Raw genomic sequence first — 14,112 nt, 5'->3', positions numbered from 1 at the left:
GGTGGCGTTGAAAGCAGCTGAGCGTTATTATTTTTGATTTGTAAGAAATAAATTGTATGTTTGAGTGAGTAGTATATAACGCTTAATACTGAAAAGTCATGTAAGCATGCGTATATTACGCTTTAGGAGCAATTATATAAAATAACAACCATGAAAATATTAACTTTTTATAATCACAAAGGGGGTGTTTCGAAAACATCTACTACATTTAACGTTGCACATCTATTAGCAGAAATGAACAAGAAAGTTTTAGTAGTTGATGCAGACCCACAATGCAATATTACTGAATTGCTTATTGGTGATATAATAGCAACGTTCGATGCAGAAATGGAATCAACGGGAAAAGAAAATGAAATTCCTGGAACCACATTGCTAAATATTTTAATGCCAAGAATAAGTGGTGATATACCAGAAGTTGATATAAAGTCTGTTGAGAGCATCAAAGTTAAAGAAAATCTTTTTTTAATAAGAGGTGATGTTCAATTGAGCAGTATTGAAGACGCTCTTTCAGAAGCTCACCAACAGAGATTTTCAACAAAGATTCATGAAAAGAGAACATATGTTGCAATTGGTGATTTTTTGACGAGATATGGTACTGAAAATTCATTTGATTACATTTTTATTGATGTTGGACCTAGTTCGGGCTCACTAACAAGAAGTTGCTTTCTTGCATGTGATGGCTTTTTCGTTCCTGTTGCTCCAGACAGATTTAATATTCAAGCAATAAAAACCTTATCCTTGATAATTGATAGATGGATAGGTGAACATGATAAAATTGTAAATGATTTTAAAACTTTAAATCTACCTATCAAAGAAGGTAAACCAAAATTTCTTGGCGCTATTCCACAACATTATAAATTACTTAAAGGAAAACCAAAACCAGGATACAGATTATGGATGGATAGACTTCCCAAAGCTGTAATTGGCAATTTATTTCCTATACTACAGAAGTATTCTAATGATGAAATTGATCTAACTAATGGATTAACTGAAGATACAATTTCAACACCTTCTATTCCTGATTTTCAAAGTTTAGCACCATTGATGCAAGAATTTTGTGTGCCAGTTTATGCTATTCAACAGAATATGACTGCTTCGATTACTGAAAAAGGTGGGCCGTGGGGAGGAGGAACTTGGGATGATGCGGTTAGACGAATGGCTGATTTTAAGAGTATGTTTGAAAAAATCATAGAGCGAATTAACTAAAAAGAAATCAATAAATGTTAGACTATCACTTTGTTGCTTTTTTAGATATATTAGGTTATTCAAACATGGTCAAATCTGACTTAGAAGGACCTGCAGGAGAAGAAAAATATTTTCACAAACTTATTCAACTTCATAAGGAAACAAATGGGTTAAAATATGATAATCTTGAATTTACATTGATTCAATTTTCAGATTCAATTATAATATCGGCACCATATAATCCAGACACTTTTCATTCATTTTCCAAATTAATTGCAGAGTATCAATATAAACTTTTATTAAACGGAATTCCAATTAGAGGTGGTATCACCTATGGTAAACACTACTATAAAGATGATTTTTTATTTAGCTCCGCATTGATTGATGCATATAGTATTGAAAGTAAATTAGCTCGTTACCCAAGAATAATATTATCTGATGACCTTTACGAACTCCTTAATTCAAATGGAGTTAATTTGGAATATATTGCATATGACAACAATTATAAAATCATAGACTTCTTGCACAATACTAAAATTGACGAAGCTGAAAAAATAATAATCAATGATTTAGTATCTAAACTTGAAAACAACAAAAGCGAGACAGTTTCTGAAAAAGGTTTATGGTTAAAGGAATATTTAAATTATAAACTCCCCGATAATAAACTAAAATATGTACGTTTTAAGAAATAATAACTACTGATAAAAGAGTTTCTACAAAATAGCTTCATTATTGCTTATCCTCATAAAAAAACCTCAAACTTTCGTTTGAGGTTTTTCAATATTAGGGGTTCCCTATTACTTCTTGGTAATCGGGAAATTTCTGGCGCGCATTAAGGCATCAGAGTTGGCATCGCGCCCACGGAATTTTTTGTAGGCAATGGCCGGGTCTACTGTCCCTCCTATGCTGAACACATTGTCGTATAAACGCTTGGCCACTTCCTTGTCGTACATGCCTCCTTTGGATTCGGTGAAGGCTTCGGTAGCATCGGCACTAATTACATCGGCCCACAAATAGCCATAGTATCCGGCCGCATAATCATCGCTGGAGAAGATGTGCCCAAACTGCGGAATGCGGTGACGCATCACAATTTCATGTGGCATGTTGAGCTCTGCCAAGGTGGTTTTTTCGTATTCTTTCGGGTTGATATCGGGGTTTTCCAATAAGTGCAGTTTCATATCCACCAATGAGCTGGCAATGGTTTCTACGGTAGAAAATCCTTCGTTGAAGCTGCCCGCTTTTTCAATACGGTCTACCAAAGCCATCGGCATGGGTTTACCCGTTTGGTAGTGCAACGCAAATTGGTTCAGCACTTCGGGCGTGGCCAACCAGCGTTCCATAATTTGCGATGGGAATTCTACATAATCACGCGGGGTATTGGTTCCCGATAAGCTCGGATAGGTCACATTGGAATTCAAGCCGTGCAGGGCGTGGCCAAACTCGTGAAACAAGGTACTGGCATCTTCCCACGAAATCAGGATGGGTTCGCCTTCTTTTCCTTTGATGAAATTGCAGTTGTTGGACACTATGGTAATGACATCGCCATTCACGCGGCTTTGTTCGCGGTACGCACTCATCCAGGCTCCCGAACGTTTGCCGGTGCGGGCATACGGGTCAAAATACCACACGCCTACTACTTTACCGGTCAATTTGTTTGACACTTCAAAAACACGCACATCCGGATGGTATACCGGCACGTTGTACACTTGTTTGAAGTTCAGGTGGAACAATTCGCCTGCCACCCAAAACATGCCTTCTCTCAATTTCTCCAATTGCAGGTATGGCTTCACGTCGTTTTGGTCTAAATCGTATTTGGCTTTGCGGACTTTTTCGGCATAGTAGCGGTAATCCCAAGGCTCTATTTTGAAATTGCCGCCTTCCAATTCCACGATCTTTTGCATTTCGGATACATCCTGATGTACTTTTTCTACCGCCGGTTTCCAAACGGATAGCATCAAATCGAGTGTTTTTTGCGGGGATTGTGCCATGGTGTTGGACAAGCTCCAATCGGCAAAGGTTTTAAATCCTAACAGTTTGGCTTTTTCGGCACGCAGTTTTAAGATTTGCACCAAAATGGCATTGTTGTTATTGGCATTGTCATTGTCGCCACGACTCACGAAAATCTGAAACGCTTTTTCGCGTAAATCCCTGCGGTTGGAAAAGGTGAGGAACGGTTCAATAGAAGAACGGGTATTGGCAATGCATCCCATTACTGAAAGTTTGCGCTCTTTGGCATCAGAGATGGCGGCATTTTTCAATTCTTCCGGCAATCCGTCAAAATCGGCTGCGGTTTTTAATTCTAAATAATAATTGCTTTCATCTGCCAATTGGTTTTGGCTGAACTTGGTGAACAAGCCGGCCAACTCCTGATTAATCTGCGCAATTCGCGCTTTGCTTTTGGCATCGGCTTTGGCGCCTTCACGAACAAAATTAGAATAATAATACCAGGCAACGCGTTGTTGTTCCGCCGTTAATTTCTTTTTTTCGGGCGAATTATACACGGCGGCTATTCGGGCAAAGAGTTTCTCATTTTGGTATATTTTGCTGGACAATTCCGAGAACTTCGGCGTCATTTCAGACTCAATCGGAGCGAACTCAGGCGTGCTCAAATTGGAGCCATAGATGTCAAAAACGGCACGGATTTGGCTTAGCAATTTGCCGGCTTTTTCCAAAGCGGCAATGGTATTGTCAAAGGTAGCCGGCTTCGGGTTATTGGCAATGGTGTTGATTTCATTCAGTTTTTCCTGCATGGCTACTTCCAGGGCAGGTTTTAAATCCTTCAGTTTGTAATCGGCAAAAGCGGGAACACCACCATAGGGTCCGCTCCAGTTGTTCAGGAACGGATTCGGATTGTTTTGGGCGTTCGCAGTCACTAAGGGAGCACTCATAAGCAAGGTTAAAATTATTTTTTTCATATTTGATTTGTGTTTTCCCAAAAGTAAACAAAATCAGTTTTAAAATAAGTTAAATGGCCAATGCATTTTGGCATAAAAAAGCTTTGGATTGCAGCTTCTTTTATTCCAACAAACCGAGGATTAATCAATTATTTTTATATTTTTGTTTCCGAATTTATCCAATTCTTGTTTGAATAACACTCAAAAAACAAATTTTGAAACATTGTAAATAACCATTTATGAAATACATCAAATCATTACTACTGCTATTAACGGTAATTTCACTTTCCAACTGCAGCACGTCAAGCAGCGATGAAGGGGGAAATATTGTTATCAACCCAACCATCGGATCCGTTGTTACTTATGATGTTTCAGACTTGACCATACACTCTGTCTCTTCGGGAGGAAATGTTTCCTCAGACGGAGGTTCGCCTATCACGGCGCGCGGAGTGGTTTGGAATGTTCATCCCAATCCAACCATTGCGTTGAATACCAAAACCACTGACGGAGCAGGCTTGGGCAGTTTTGACAGTGCTGTAACCGAATTAGAATCTAATACAACGTACTACCTGCGTGCCTACGCCACCAATGAATATGGGACGGCTTATGGAAATCAGGTAACCTTTACGACTCCTATCAATCCGGATGATTTACCAATTGTAATCACCAAAGAACCAACTCAAATCACGACCAATACGGCGCTTTCCGGCGGTATTGTTTCGAGTGTGGGAGCTTCTCCTGTGAGTGCTCGTGGTGTGGTATGGAGCACTACTTCTATGCCGACCATCAACAATACCGGAATTACAGTGAACGGAGCCAACTTAGGTGAATTTGACAGTAACATCACTAATTTACTTCCAAACACCGTGTACTATGTAAGAGCTTATGCGACCAACTTACACGGAACCGGTTATGGGGAGGAATATACGTTTACCACCAGCCCGCTATTATATTCTGTAGGTGGAGGTGTGACCGATGTAGACGGTGTGCCTTACAATACCGTAATCATCAACGGACAGGAATGGACGACCCGAAACTTAAATGTGACGCGCTACACTGACGGAACAGTGATTCCGCAAGTACAAGATGCCGCTGCCTGGACAGCTTTAACTACAGGAGCTTGGTGTTACTATGCATTCCAAACGAGCAATGGTGTAGTATACTCTAAAATGTACAACTGGTATGCCGTAGCCGGAATATGGAATGCGGCCTCTGCTACCAATGCTTCTTTGAGAAAAACATTTGCCCCTGCGGGATGGCATGTGTCTTCTACTGCAGACTGGACATCTTTAGCCACTTTCTTAGGCGGTATGTCGGAAGCCGGAGCTTTCATCAAAGAAACCGGTACCACACATTGGCAAACTCCTAACACCGGCGCAACGAATTCAACCGGTTTGACTGCCTTACCAAGCGGAAGCTGTCTGCCGAACGGTACCTTCAGCGGTATCGGAACCACCGGTAACTGGTGGTGTTCAGACGAGTACAACTCAGCCAGTTCTTGGTGTGCAGGGTTAGTGAATTCTTCTACCACCCTGACCAAAGCACCTATTAATAAAAAATATGGTTTTGCGATACGATTAGTAAAAAACTAATCCTAATTCCTATCAAAAATAAAACCTCGCTTCCCGCGAGGTTTTTTTATTTCAAAGCTATTTGAAAATCTTTTATCTTTGAGATTTTAGTAAATTCCTCACTTATGTTTCAATCCAAAAAAGACACCGTTTATGTCGTGTTAGCCGGAATATTCATCACCAATGCTATCGTGGCCGAGCTCATAGGCGGAAAGCTCATACACGTGGGTTCCGCCGTGATGAGTTTGGGTATTTTGCCTTGGCCTGTCGTTTTTGTCACCACCGATTTGATTAATGAGTATTTTGGCGAAAAAGGGGTTCGGAAACTTTCGCTGATAACCGCCGGTCTGATTGCTTACACCTTTGTCATTCTTTTTATCGGGATGCAGATTCCTGCCGTGAACGGAAAGAACTTAGTCACTGATGAACAGTTTCATGCCGTCTTTGGACAGAGCATGTGGATTATTGTGGGGAGCATCACCGCCTTTATGGTATCGCAGCTCATTGATGTTACCATTTTTCATTATGTCAAAAACAAAACGGGCAACAGAATGATTTGGCTCCGAAGCACCGGCTCCACGGTTATTTCTCAATTATTCGACAGCTTTATTGTACTCGGAATTGCCTTTTGGCTTACGGGAAAAATGGATACTCCCACTTTTATTGTTTCGGCTTTTACGGGCTATTTTGTCAAACTGATTATAGCCATTGGCTTGACGCCTATGATTTATTTAGGCCATTCACTCATAGAAAAATACATTCATGGAAAATAAAGTACGCTGCGCCTGGTGCGAAAAAGACGATTTGTACCGCGATTATCACGACAACGAATGGGGCAACCCCGTGTATGACGATGACAAATTATTTGAGTTTTTGGTTTTGGAAACGTTTCAGGCCGGACTGAGTTGGTATACCATACTAAAAAAAAGAGACAATTTCCGGGCTGCCTTTGACCGGTTTGACTATAGAAAAATTGCCCAATACGGAGAGGATAAAATAGCCGAGCTGATGCAGGATGCCGGCATCATTCGAAACGGATTAAAGATCAAAGGCACTATTGCCAATGCTGTGGCTTTTCTGAAAGTACAGGAAGAATTCGGCAGTTTCTCAGCCTATATTTGGGGCTTTACGGATGGTAAGCCCATCCATAATCAGGTTAAAAAAATGAGTGATGTTCCCGCCACCACCCCTCTTTCAGATGCCATTAGTAAAGATTTGAAAAAACGCGGGTTTAAGTTTGTGGGTTCCACTGTGGTTTATGCCCATATGCAGGCGACCGGTATGGTGAATGATCATATAGAGGAATGCTGGAAGCGCAATCAGTAACCTCCTGATTGCAGCACCTTCATAAAAGTAGCTCTCGAAATCTCAAACGCGCCCAAGCGTTCCAGATGGTCATTGTGCACCTGGCAGTCAAGCAATTTATACTGCTGTTCTTTAAGCTGTTTAATCAGAGAGACAAATGCAATTTTGCTGGCATTGGGCACTTTCGAAAACATGCTCTCCCCGCAAAATACATGGCCTAAATCCACCCCATACAGCCCTCCGACCAATTCACCGTTTTGCCATACCTCTACTGATTTGGCATATCCCATTTTGTGCAACTCGGTATACGAAGCAATAATTTCATCGGTAATCCAAGTCCCCTCCTGACCGCTTCGTACTATCTGCTGACAATTGCGGATGACTTCTTCAAACTTTTGATTGAATGTCACCTGAAATTTATTTTGATTCAGCAAATTGCGAATGCTTTTGGACACCTTGTAATTCATGGGCACCACGACCATTCGTTCTGACGGTGCCCACCAGAGTATCGGTTCGTCTTCATTAAACCAGGGAAAAATACCCTTGCGGTAAGCCAACAGCAAACGCTCGGTCGACAAATCGCCTCCAACGGCGAGAATCCCTTCATAAGAAGCTTCTTCGACCGGCGGAAAATATAAATCTTTGGTTAGGAAATGCATGCGTACAAGTTGCAATGGTTTAAACTCCAAAACTCCATAAAAAAATCCCAAACTGCCATTTTTGGAATTTGGGATTGAACAATGTTATGTTTGATTCACCTTTTAATCAAAAATTAAAATGGTAAATCGTCGTGCTCTTCTTCGTTGAAGTTTGTGGCAGGCTCAAAAGCTTCTGCAGCCGGCATTGGAGGCATTCCGGCAGCCGGTGCTTCCGTTTGCAATCTTTCGATTCTCCAACCCTGAATGTCGTTGAAATATTTGGTTTCTCCCTGCGGATTCACCCACTCTCTACCTCTTAGGTTGATGGAAACTTTTACCGCTTCACCTACATTATAGTTGTTTAGTAGATCGCATTTATCCTGTACAAAATTGATGCTGATAAACTGTGGGTATTGCTCCTCAGTAGCCACAACTAATTCTCTTTTTCTAAAGCTGGCACTTACTTGTTGCTCAGCATTAATCACTTTAATTTTTCCGGTAACTTCCATAATTATTGTTTTGCTAAAAGTACTTTCCAGGCCGAAAGTACTTCGTTGTTATTCAAATATTCTTTTGCTTTTTGGTGGATTTTTTGTTCGTCATCCGAACTCAACACCGCCTTCACGGCAAAATTTTGTTGTACAAATATAGTAATTTCTTCTTGGGTAGGCAAGGCTTCTACATTTCCTAGTTTCCCCAAATCATTACCGTCAAAAACAGGGCTTTTTTTGATATAATCTGGAATAGAATCAACACCAATGCCTAATGTTACCAAGGGTTTCTCAACTTCAAACAATCCCTGATTGGAGCGCGAATACCAATTACCTCCCAAACGCGAAACCAAATCTATTTTGCTTTGGTCAATTTTATTATTGGCATCCAACACACTTTCGTTGATGTGAATTTTTACTACTTCACAAATAATTAAATTGCCCGCACCTCCTTGATGTCCCAAGGCAATAATATCGTTCACTTTACATTCCATTTGCACCGGACTTTCGGCTACACGATACGGTTTCACCATATCCGAAGGCAACATGGTCAAACCCGATTTCTCAAATTCATTCACCCCATCCGGATATTCAGTGCTCGATAACGAAGCTTGTTGCACTATATCATAATTCACCACATTGATAACCACCTGTTTTGTTGCCTGACAGTTTTCCAAAGTGTGTTTGGTTGTATTATTTCTAACGCGGCGGGCCGGCGAAAACACCAATATCGGCGGATTAGAACTGAACACATTGAAGAAGCTGAAAGGAGAAAGATTAGGCCTTCCGTTTGCATCTACCGTACTGGCAAAAGCGATTGGTCTGGGTGCCACCGCACTTTGTAAATAGCCCTGCAAATCAGCAGGTGACAGTGTATGAGGTTCAAAACTGAGCATAGTATTTTATTTTTCCCAAAAGTACAATTTTAATTCATTTATCAAGAGCGGGTGGTTTGGGTATTCCGGTTATCCGTATTCCTGCTGTCCGCCTTTACAAGGTAACCGCTCCCATCAGGGCTAAAGAGGTTTCCATGGCTTATTTTTTAATCTTTCCCACTTTTGTCTATATTTATAAAAAATTTTACATGCAGTTCTCCGAAAAAAGAAACATCACCCGTTGGATTATCATAATGACTTCCTTTGTCATTGTGACTTTGATTTTGTGGAATACGTATTCCTTTTTTCAAATCTTTAAAGAAGAAGAACGTGTCAAAATGGAGCACTGGGCCTTAGCACAAAAAAAAATCAGCGATATGGATTTAAACGCCGATTTGGAACTTCCTTTTGCCATTATTCAAAATCCGAGAATCCCAATCATTCTCACCATAAACGACTCTATAATCAAAACCGTAAACATTGAGGATAACGTAGAAAAAGACAAAAGAAAACTACAGGCTTTTTTAAAAAAATTAAAATTACAAAATGAGCCGATAGTCATGAGAATCTCTAAAGGAAAGTCACAATATTTGTATTATGGTGATTCGTCCTTACTCAACAAATTAAAATACTATCCGGTAGCACTATTGCTCATTATCTTTCTTTTTGCCGCTGTGGTGTATAACTTTTACCGCAGTACTAAGATGGCCACGCAAAACAAACTTTGGGCCGGTATGGCTAAGGAAACAGCCCATCAAATCGGAACTCCCCTCTCATCCTTAATCGGCTGGCTCGAAATTATGAAAGCCGATCAGGTAGATCCAACCACCGTTGCCGAAATTGAAAAAGACGTCAACCGCCTGCAAACCATCACCGACCGTTTTTCTAAAATAGGCTCGGAACCCTTACTCGAAACCAAAGATATTATTGCTGAAACCGAGCAATCGTTTGACTATTTAAAATCAAGATTCTCCAAGCAGGTGATTTTTTCTTTTAAAGCCCCGGGGTATCCTATATTGGTTTCGTTGAACCCGGCTTTGCACAGTTGGACCGTTGAAAATCTGGTCAAAAATGCCATCGACGCCATGAAGGGCCGTGGCACGCTGGACGTGATTATAGAAGACGAAAACAATACCGTGAAAATTTTAGTGAAAGACAGTGGTAAAGGCATACCGAAAAACCAGTTCAAACGTATTTTCGAACCCGGTTTTACTACCAAAAAGAGAGGTTGGGGACTGGGACTGTCATTAACCAAAAGAATTGTGGAAGAATACCACAAAGGAAAAATAAAAGTGCTGCATTCCGAAGTAGGCAAAGGTACCACCATACAAATCACTTTAAAAAAGGCATAAAAAAATCCCGATTTCTCGGGATTTTCATTTATAAATGCTGTTGAATGGCCTCAGCCAATGCTTCGAATTCCTCTTGGGTTAAACTCACCTTTCGTTGAAAACGCATATCGTCCATATCGTGTAACGGAATCAAATGCACATGCGTATGCGGCACTTCCAATCCCACCACCGCCATGCCTATTCTTTTACACGGAACCGTTTTCTCGATGGCTTTGGCTACGTTTCTGGAAAATTGCATCAATCCCATATACAATTCCTCTTCCATGTCGAAAATCTTATTGATTTCCTGCTTCGGAATACAAAGGGTGTGTCCTTTAGCATTTGGATTCACGTCTAAAAAAGCCAAATAATTTTCATCTTCAGCGATTTTGTAACATGGAATCTCTCCGTTGACTATTTTGGTGAAAATACTGGCCATGATTAGTCTCTGGAAATCTCTAATACTTCAAAATTCAATTTCCCGTTAGGGACAGTGATTTCTGCAATCTCACCCACTCTTTTCCCCAACAGGCCTTTTCCGATAGGAGATGTAACCGAAATTTTGCCCGATTTCAAATCGGCTTCGCTCTCTGCCACCAAAGTATATTTCATTTCCATGCCGTTGGCTTGGTTTTTAATTTTCACATTGGACAATACCAAAGCCTTGGATAAATCCAATTGGGATTCATCAATTAAGCGGGCATTGGCATACAGCTCTTCCATTTTAGCAATGCGCATTTCCAATAAACCCTGAGCTTCTTTTGCGGCATCGTACTCGGCATTCTCAGACAAGTCACCTTTATCTCTGGCTTCAGCAATGGCTTGTGAAGCTTTCGGCCTTTCGATGCTCTTCAGTTGTTCTAACTCTTCTTTTAATTTTTTTAATCCTTCTGCTGTGTAATACGATACTGCACTCATGTTTTCCTCTTTTATATAAATAGAAAAAATCCCATCGCAACGGGATTTCTTTTTGCAAAGATACTATTTTTAGTTTATTTCAAATTTCTAAACGTTTCATAACGCTTGTCAAAGTTAATTAATTTAAATTTGTTTCGCTATAGTATTTCAAATAAATTTCGATATGAAAAAGATTTTTGCTTTGTTCTTGGTACTCCCGATTTTATTAAGTTGTGATACCGGCAGAATTAACAACAACAGCCCCAATGTCCCTAATTATGCGGTTAACTGGCAAATTAATTTGAGTTTACCGGCCTATAGCAATCTGACATTTGCCGGCAATTACATCGTTGATGGGTCATATGGGGCCCGCGGCGTAGTTGTTTTCAATACCGGTAGCGGATACGTAGCTTGGGATCTAACCTGCCCCAACCAACTGTTCAGCGCCTGTACCTCACCCATGACCATTACAGGGATAGAAGCCAAATGCAATTGTGACAGCACCACCTACAGTTTGTTTACCGGACTGGGGAATGGTCAACAATATCCTATGAAACAATACCGTACAGAATTAGCCGGCGGCTATCTGTATGTAACCAATTAAAAAAAAGCCCGATTATATCGGGCTTTTTAGATTTTAAAACAGAAGGGTTACTCCGGCCAGGAAGTTAATGCCGGCCTGAGGATAGTAGTACACATAGCCTCCACCGTAATCCGCTCCGTTAGAAATAATATCTTCATTCAGCAGGTTATTAATCAAACCGGAAAACACTATCGATTTAAAAACCGATTTTGGTTTAATCTCATACCTCACATTTAAATCGGTTTGGGTATAGCTGTCCAATTTTGCGTTTTGGTCATTTGTATTTGATAAATATTGCGCGCCAACATATTTGGTCAATAGCGAAACCTGAAAAGATTTAACTGGTTTGAATGTCGTAATAAGTCCGCCCACCACATCCGGTGAATAAGCAATATGGGTGTTCCCTAAATTTTGTAATCCGGCACCGGTATCATAAACAAAGTCAATATTTTTATTACTGCTCACTGTAAAATTAGGCTGTAAACTCCATTTTTCCCATTGAAAGGCAGCTTCTGCTTCCAACCCTAATCGATAGCCTTTTCCAACATTCATCCGGATGGGATTGCCCACCTCATCCAATTTACCGGTCAGCACCAATTGATCGTTATACAACATATAATAGCCATTGATGTTGATTCGGGTTTTCGTGGTGGCATAGCGCCAGCCCCATTCAAAATCATTCAGTTTTTCCGGTTTCACATTCCCTCCTTCATAATCGGTTCGGTTGGGTTCTCTGTTTGCTCTGGCATAGGATAAATACAAATTGTTTTGGGCATCAAGACTGTAGTTTACCCCTGCTTTCGGATTCAAGAAATTAAAGGTATCATCAACTTTTCCGGTTTCAGGGCTGTCTGCTTTGTAACGTACTTTTCTGTATTGCATATCGCCATACAAACTGAATTTTTCAGTCAACTGATAATTGATTTTAGCAAAAACATTCCCGTCTGTTTTGGTAGACGAGTTGTCATAATAATGATCGCCCAAAGTACTGTCTGAAGCATACTGAGCCCAAATTATTTTCCCATAATGGTCGCCTTCATATTTATTCCAGCCGCCGCCAAAGAGAATATCCCATTTTGCTTTTTTATAATTGGCCGAAAAAGTCGTTCCGTAAAAATCATTATCCAACCATTTCTGACGAACCAAGTCTGTAGTATTGATAGTCGTTCCGTCAATAACAATTGGAGTCAATCCGTAATCTGAAAAACTCTGGTCCTCTTGATATTCTTCATAATATCCTTTCCCTTTGGTGTAATGAACGGCTACATTAGTGCTCCAGTTTTCAGACACTTTTTCGTTCCAATGCAACTGATAATGGTCTTGTTGGTAATTATCGGTTTGGTTGTTGTAAAATTGGGTATTCCCCAATGCATCAGTGTACATTCCGGCATAGTTGAACGTTCGGTCGTTGTGCAGCATATCTGCATCTACACCATACCAAGCCTGATACGTTTTCTCTTTTCCGCCAAAAACCAAGGCTTTGATTAAAGTCGTTTTGCCCACATAGGTCCCTTGTAAAAAATAGGACTTCAAATCAGAGGAAGCCCTTTCAATATAGCCATGAGAATCAATATCCGATAATCTTCCGGCCAATTCAAAATGGTCATTCAGCATACCTGAACTGAATTTTACGGTGTGCTTACGGGTGTTAAAACTTCCAAACGAGTTTGAAATTTCACCGTTGCTTTTTTTAGAATAAGAATCTGTAAGCAAATTCAAACTGGCTCCAAAGGCTCCGGCTCCATTAGTTGATGTTCCTACACCACGCTGCAATTGCAAACTCTCCACCGAAGAGGCAAAATCGGGCAAATCAACAAAATAGGTCCCCTGTCCTTCGGCATCGTTATAGGGAATTCCGTTTATGGTTACGTTCACCCTTGTGGCATCACTTCCGCGCACGCGGATTCCGGTATATCCTACACCGTTTCCGGCATCTGAAGTAGTAACTACAGACGGCATAAAATTCATCAGCACCGGGATGTCTTGTCCCAGATTTCGGGGTTGGAGGTCTTTTTTGTCCAGATTGCTGAACGATACCGGTGTTTTAGAAGTGACGCGAACCGCAGAAACCAAAACCTCATCGAGTTGGTTGACCTTAGTAGTGTCTTGTACTTTTTCCTGTGAAAAAGCTGCAAGAGTCAGGAAGCATGAGGCAAGGAGAAAATAGCTGTTGTTTTTTCCGACTCTCTTTGTCTTGCTTCCGAAATGGAATAAAGTTTTCATTCGTAAAAATGTTACGAATAAAAGGGGCAATTATTCTTTGGTTAAAAATTAAAATGATTTGTTCCTATGACAACAAAGCGTGCACTCTCGTTTGTCATTTTTCCCTTGGCAGCATTACC

At 40.6% G+C, this 14,112-nt stretch carries 14 protein-coding genes; 7 read left to right on the top strand and 7 right to left on the bottom strand.

Features of this window, described 5'->3' with window-relative positions:
• Nucleotides 1-150 precede the first annotated feature (150 nt).
• Together ACSVH6_RS03615 and ACSVH6_RS03610 are read left to right on the top strand one after the other, a co-directional pair.
• Nucleotides 151-1,206, top strand: coding sequence for a ParA family protein (locus tag ACSVH6_RS03615; protein WP_438075624.1), 1,056 nt, complete (start codon nucleotides 151-153; stop codon nucleotides 1,204-1,206).
• Between the two features lie 14 nt (nucleotides 1,207-1,220).
• Nucleotides 1,221-1,877 (top strand): hypothetical protein, encoded by a 657-nt coding sequence (locus ACSVH6_RS03610; protein ID WP_438075622.1) that lies wholly within the window; start codon nucleotides 1,221-1,223, stop codon nucleotides 1,875-1,877.
• A 105-nt stretch (nucleotides 1,878-1,982) separates the two neighbouring features.
• On the opposite strand, the gene ACSVH6_RS03605 is transcribed toward ACSVH6_RS03610, so the two are convergent.
• The gene (locus tag ACSVH6_RS03605) at nucleotides 1,983-4,100 is read right to left on the bottom strand and encodes a M3 family metallopeptidase (RefSeq protein WP_438075620.1); all 2,118 of its coding nucleotides are present in this window, start codon (nucleotides 4,098-4,100) and stop codon (nucleotides 1,983-1,985) included.
• A gap of 218 nt (nucleotides 4,101-4,318) precedes the next feature.
• Here ACSVH6_RS03605 and ACSVH6_RS03600 point away from each other — a divergent pair, with 218 nt between their 5' ends.
• The 3 genes from ACSVH6_RS03600 (at nucleotide 4,319) to ACSVH6_RS03590 (ending at nucleotide 6,976) form a co-directional block, all read left to right on the top strand.
• On the top strand, nucleotides 4,319-5,671 hold the full coding sequence (locus ACSVH6_RS03600) for a fibrobacter succinogenes major paralogous domain-containing protein (protein WP_438075618.1): 1,353 nt from the start codon (nucleotides 4,319-4,321) through the stop codon (nucleotides 5,669-5,671).
• 104 nt (nucleotides 5,672-5,775) lie between these two features.
• Nucleotides 5,776-6,423 (top strand): queuosine precursor transporter, encoded by a 648-nt coding sequence (locus tag ACSVH6_RS03595; RefSeq protein ID WP_438075616.1) that lies wholly within the window; start codon nucleotides 5,776-5,778, stop codon nucleotides 6,421-6,423.
• Nucleotides 6,413-6,976 carry a DNA-3-methyladenine glycosylase I gene (locus tag ACSVH6_RS03590; RefSeq protein ID WP_438075614.1) on the top strand — a complete coding sequence of 188 codons (564 nt, stop codon included), beginning with the start codon at nucleotides 6,413-6,415 and terminating at the stop codon, nucleotides 6,974-6,976. Before ACSVH6_RS03595 ends, ACSVH6_RS03590 begins: the two co-directional genes overlap by 11 nt.
• Here ACSVH6_RS03590 and aat read toward each other — a convergent pair.
• The 3 genes from aat to ACSVH6_RS03575 all read right to left on the bottom strand — a co-directional run bounded on the left by aat (nucleotide 6,970) and on the right by ACSVH6_RS03575 (nucleotide 8,980).
• Nucleotides 6,970-7,614 carry a leucyl/phenylalanyl-tRNA--protein transferase gene (aat, locus tag ACSVH6_RS03585; protein ID WP_438075612.1) on the bottom strand — a complete coding sequence of 215 codons (645 nt, stop codon included), beginning with the start codon at nucleotides 7,612-7,614 and terminating at the stop codon, nucleotides 6,970-6,972. The two genes, ACSVH6_RS03590 and aat, sit on opposite strands and share 7 nt — an antisense overlap.
• Nucleotides 7,615-7,727: 113 nt before the next feature.
• Nucleotides 7,728-8,102 (bottom strand): DUF3127 domain-containing protein, encoded by a 375-nt coding sequence (locus ACSVH6_RS03580; protein ID WP_438075610.1) that lies wholly within the window; start codon nucleotides 8,100-8,102, stop codon nucleotides 7,728-7,730.
• A 2-nt stretch (nucleotides 8,103-8,104) separates the two neighbouring features.
• Nucleotides 8,105-8,980 carry a flavin reductase family protein gene (locus ACSVH6_RS03575; protein ID WP_438075608.1) on the bottom strand — a complete coding sequence of 292 codons (876 nt, stop codon included), beginning with the start codon at nucleotides 8,978-8,980 and terminating at the stop codon, nucleotides 8,105-8,107.
• A gap of 188 nt (nucleotides 8,981-9,168) precedes the next feature.
• Here ACSVH6_RS03575 and ACSVH6_RS03570 point away from each other — a divergent pair, with 188 nt between their 5' ends.
• Nucleotides 9,169-10,311 carry a sensor histidine kinase gene (locus tag ACSVH6_RS03570; protein ID WP_438075606.1) on the top strand — a complete coding sequence of 381 codons (1,143 nt, stop codon included), beginning with the start codon at nucleotides 9,169-9,171 and terminating at the stop codon, nucleotides 10,309-10,311.
• Between the two features lie 28 nt (nucleotides 10,312-10,339).
• On the opposite strand, the gene ACSVH6_RS03565 is transcribed toward ACSVH6_RS03570, so the two are convergent.
• Complete coding sequence (locus ACSVH6_RS03565; RefSeq protein ID WP_438075605.1) at nucleotides 10,340-10,729, bottom strand: HIT family protein; 390 nt, start codon at nucleotides 10,727-10,729, stop codon at nucleotides 10,340-10,342.
• Nucleotides 10,730-10,731: 2 nt separating this feature from the next.
• On the bottom strand, nucleotides 10,732-11,208 hold the full coding sequence (gene greA / locus ACSVH6_RS03560) for a transcription elongation factor GreA (protein ID WP_438075604.1): 477 nt from the start codon (nucleotides 11,206-11,208) through the stop codon (nucleotides 10,732-10,734).
• Nucleotides 11,209-11,371: 163 nt separating this feature from the next.
• Between greA and ACSVH6_RS03555 the strand changes: the two genes are divergently transcribed.
• A complete protein-coding gene (locus ACSVH6_RS03555) occupies nucleotides 11,372-11,791 on the top strand; it encodes a hypothetical protein (protein WP_438075603.1) in 420 nt (139 codons plus the stop codon).
• 33 nt (nucleotides 11,792-11,824) lie between these two features.
• Here the strand turns inward: ACSVH6_RS03555 and ACSVH6_RS03550 are convergent, their stop codons facing one another.
• Nucleotides 11,825-13,993, bottom strand: a complete 2,169-nt coding sequence (locus tag ACSVH6_RS03550; protein ID WP_438075602.1) for a TonB-dependent receptor — start codon at nucleotides 13,991-13,993, stop codon at nucleotides 11,825-11,827.
• Nucleotides 13,994-14,112 lie beyond the last annotated feature (119 nt).

Origin of the sequence: Flavobacterium sp. XGLA_31 (assembly GCF_051547105.1) — a bacterium.
GTDB lineage: Bacteria > Bacteroidota > Bacteroidia > Flavobacteriales > Flavobacteriaceae > Flavobacterium.
The sequence above is the reverse complement of the archived record's forward strand: the minus strand, read 5'-3'. Positions and strand labels throughout refer to the sequence as shown.

Coding starts and splice junctions, on each gene's coding strand:
- ACSVH6_RS03575 (WP_438075608.1), bottom strand. CDS start 8,980: ATGCTCAGTTTTGAACCTCATACACTGTCACCTGCTGATTTGCAGGGC.
- ACSVH6_RS03615 (WP_438075624.1), top strand. CDS start 151: ATGAAAATATTAACTTTTTATAATCACAAAGGGGGTGTTTCGAAAACA.
- ACSVH6_RS03590 (WP_438075614.1), top strand. CDS start 6,413: ATGGAAAATAAAGTACGCTGCGCCTGGTGCGAAAAAGACGATTTGTAC.
- ACSVH6_RS03610 (WP_438075622.1), top strand. CDS start 1,221: ATGTTAGACTATCACTTTGTTGCTTTTTTAGATATATTAGGTTATTCA.
- ACSVH6_RS03550 (WP_438075602.1), bottom strand. CDS start 13,993: ATGAAAACTTTATTCCATTTCGGAAGCAAGACAAAGAGAGTCGGAAAA.
- ACSVH6_RS03595 (WP_438075616.1), top strand. CDS start 5,776: ATGTTTCAATCCAAAAAAGACACCGTTTATGTCGTGTTAGCCGGAATA.
- greA (WP_438075604.1), bottom strand. CDS start 11,208: ATGAGTGCAGTATCGTATTACACAGCAGAAGGATTAAAAAAATTAAAA.
- aat (WP_438075612.1), bottom strand. CDS start 7,614: ATGCATTTCCTAACCAAAGATTTATATTTTCCGCCGGTCGAAGAAGCT.
- ACSVH6_RS03580 (WP_438075610.1), bottom strand. CDS start 8,102: ATGGAAGTTACCGGAAAAATTAAAGTGATTAATGCTGAGCAACAAGTA.
- ACSVH6_RS03565 (WP_438075605.1), bottom strand. CDS start 10,729: ATGGCCAGTATTTTCACCAAAATAGTCAACGGAGAGATTCCATGTTAC.
- ACSVH6_RS03555 (WP_438075603.1), top strand. CDS start 11,372: ATGAAAAAGATTTTTGCTTTGTTCTTGGTACTCCCGATTTTATTAAGT.
- ACSVH6_RS03605 (WP_438075620.1), bottom strand. CDS start 4,100: ATGAAAAAAATAATTTTAACCTTGCTTATGAGTGCTCCCTTAGTGACT.
- ACSVH6_RS03600 (WP_438075618.1), top strand. CDS start 4,319: ATGAAATACATCAAATCATTACTACTGCTATTAACGGTAATTTCACTT.
- ACSVH6_RS03570 (WP_438075606.1), top strand. CDS start 9,169: ATGCAGTTCTCCGAAAAAAGAAACATCACCCGTTGGATTATCATAATG.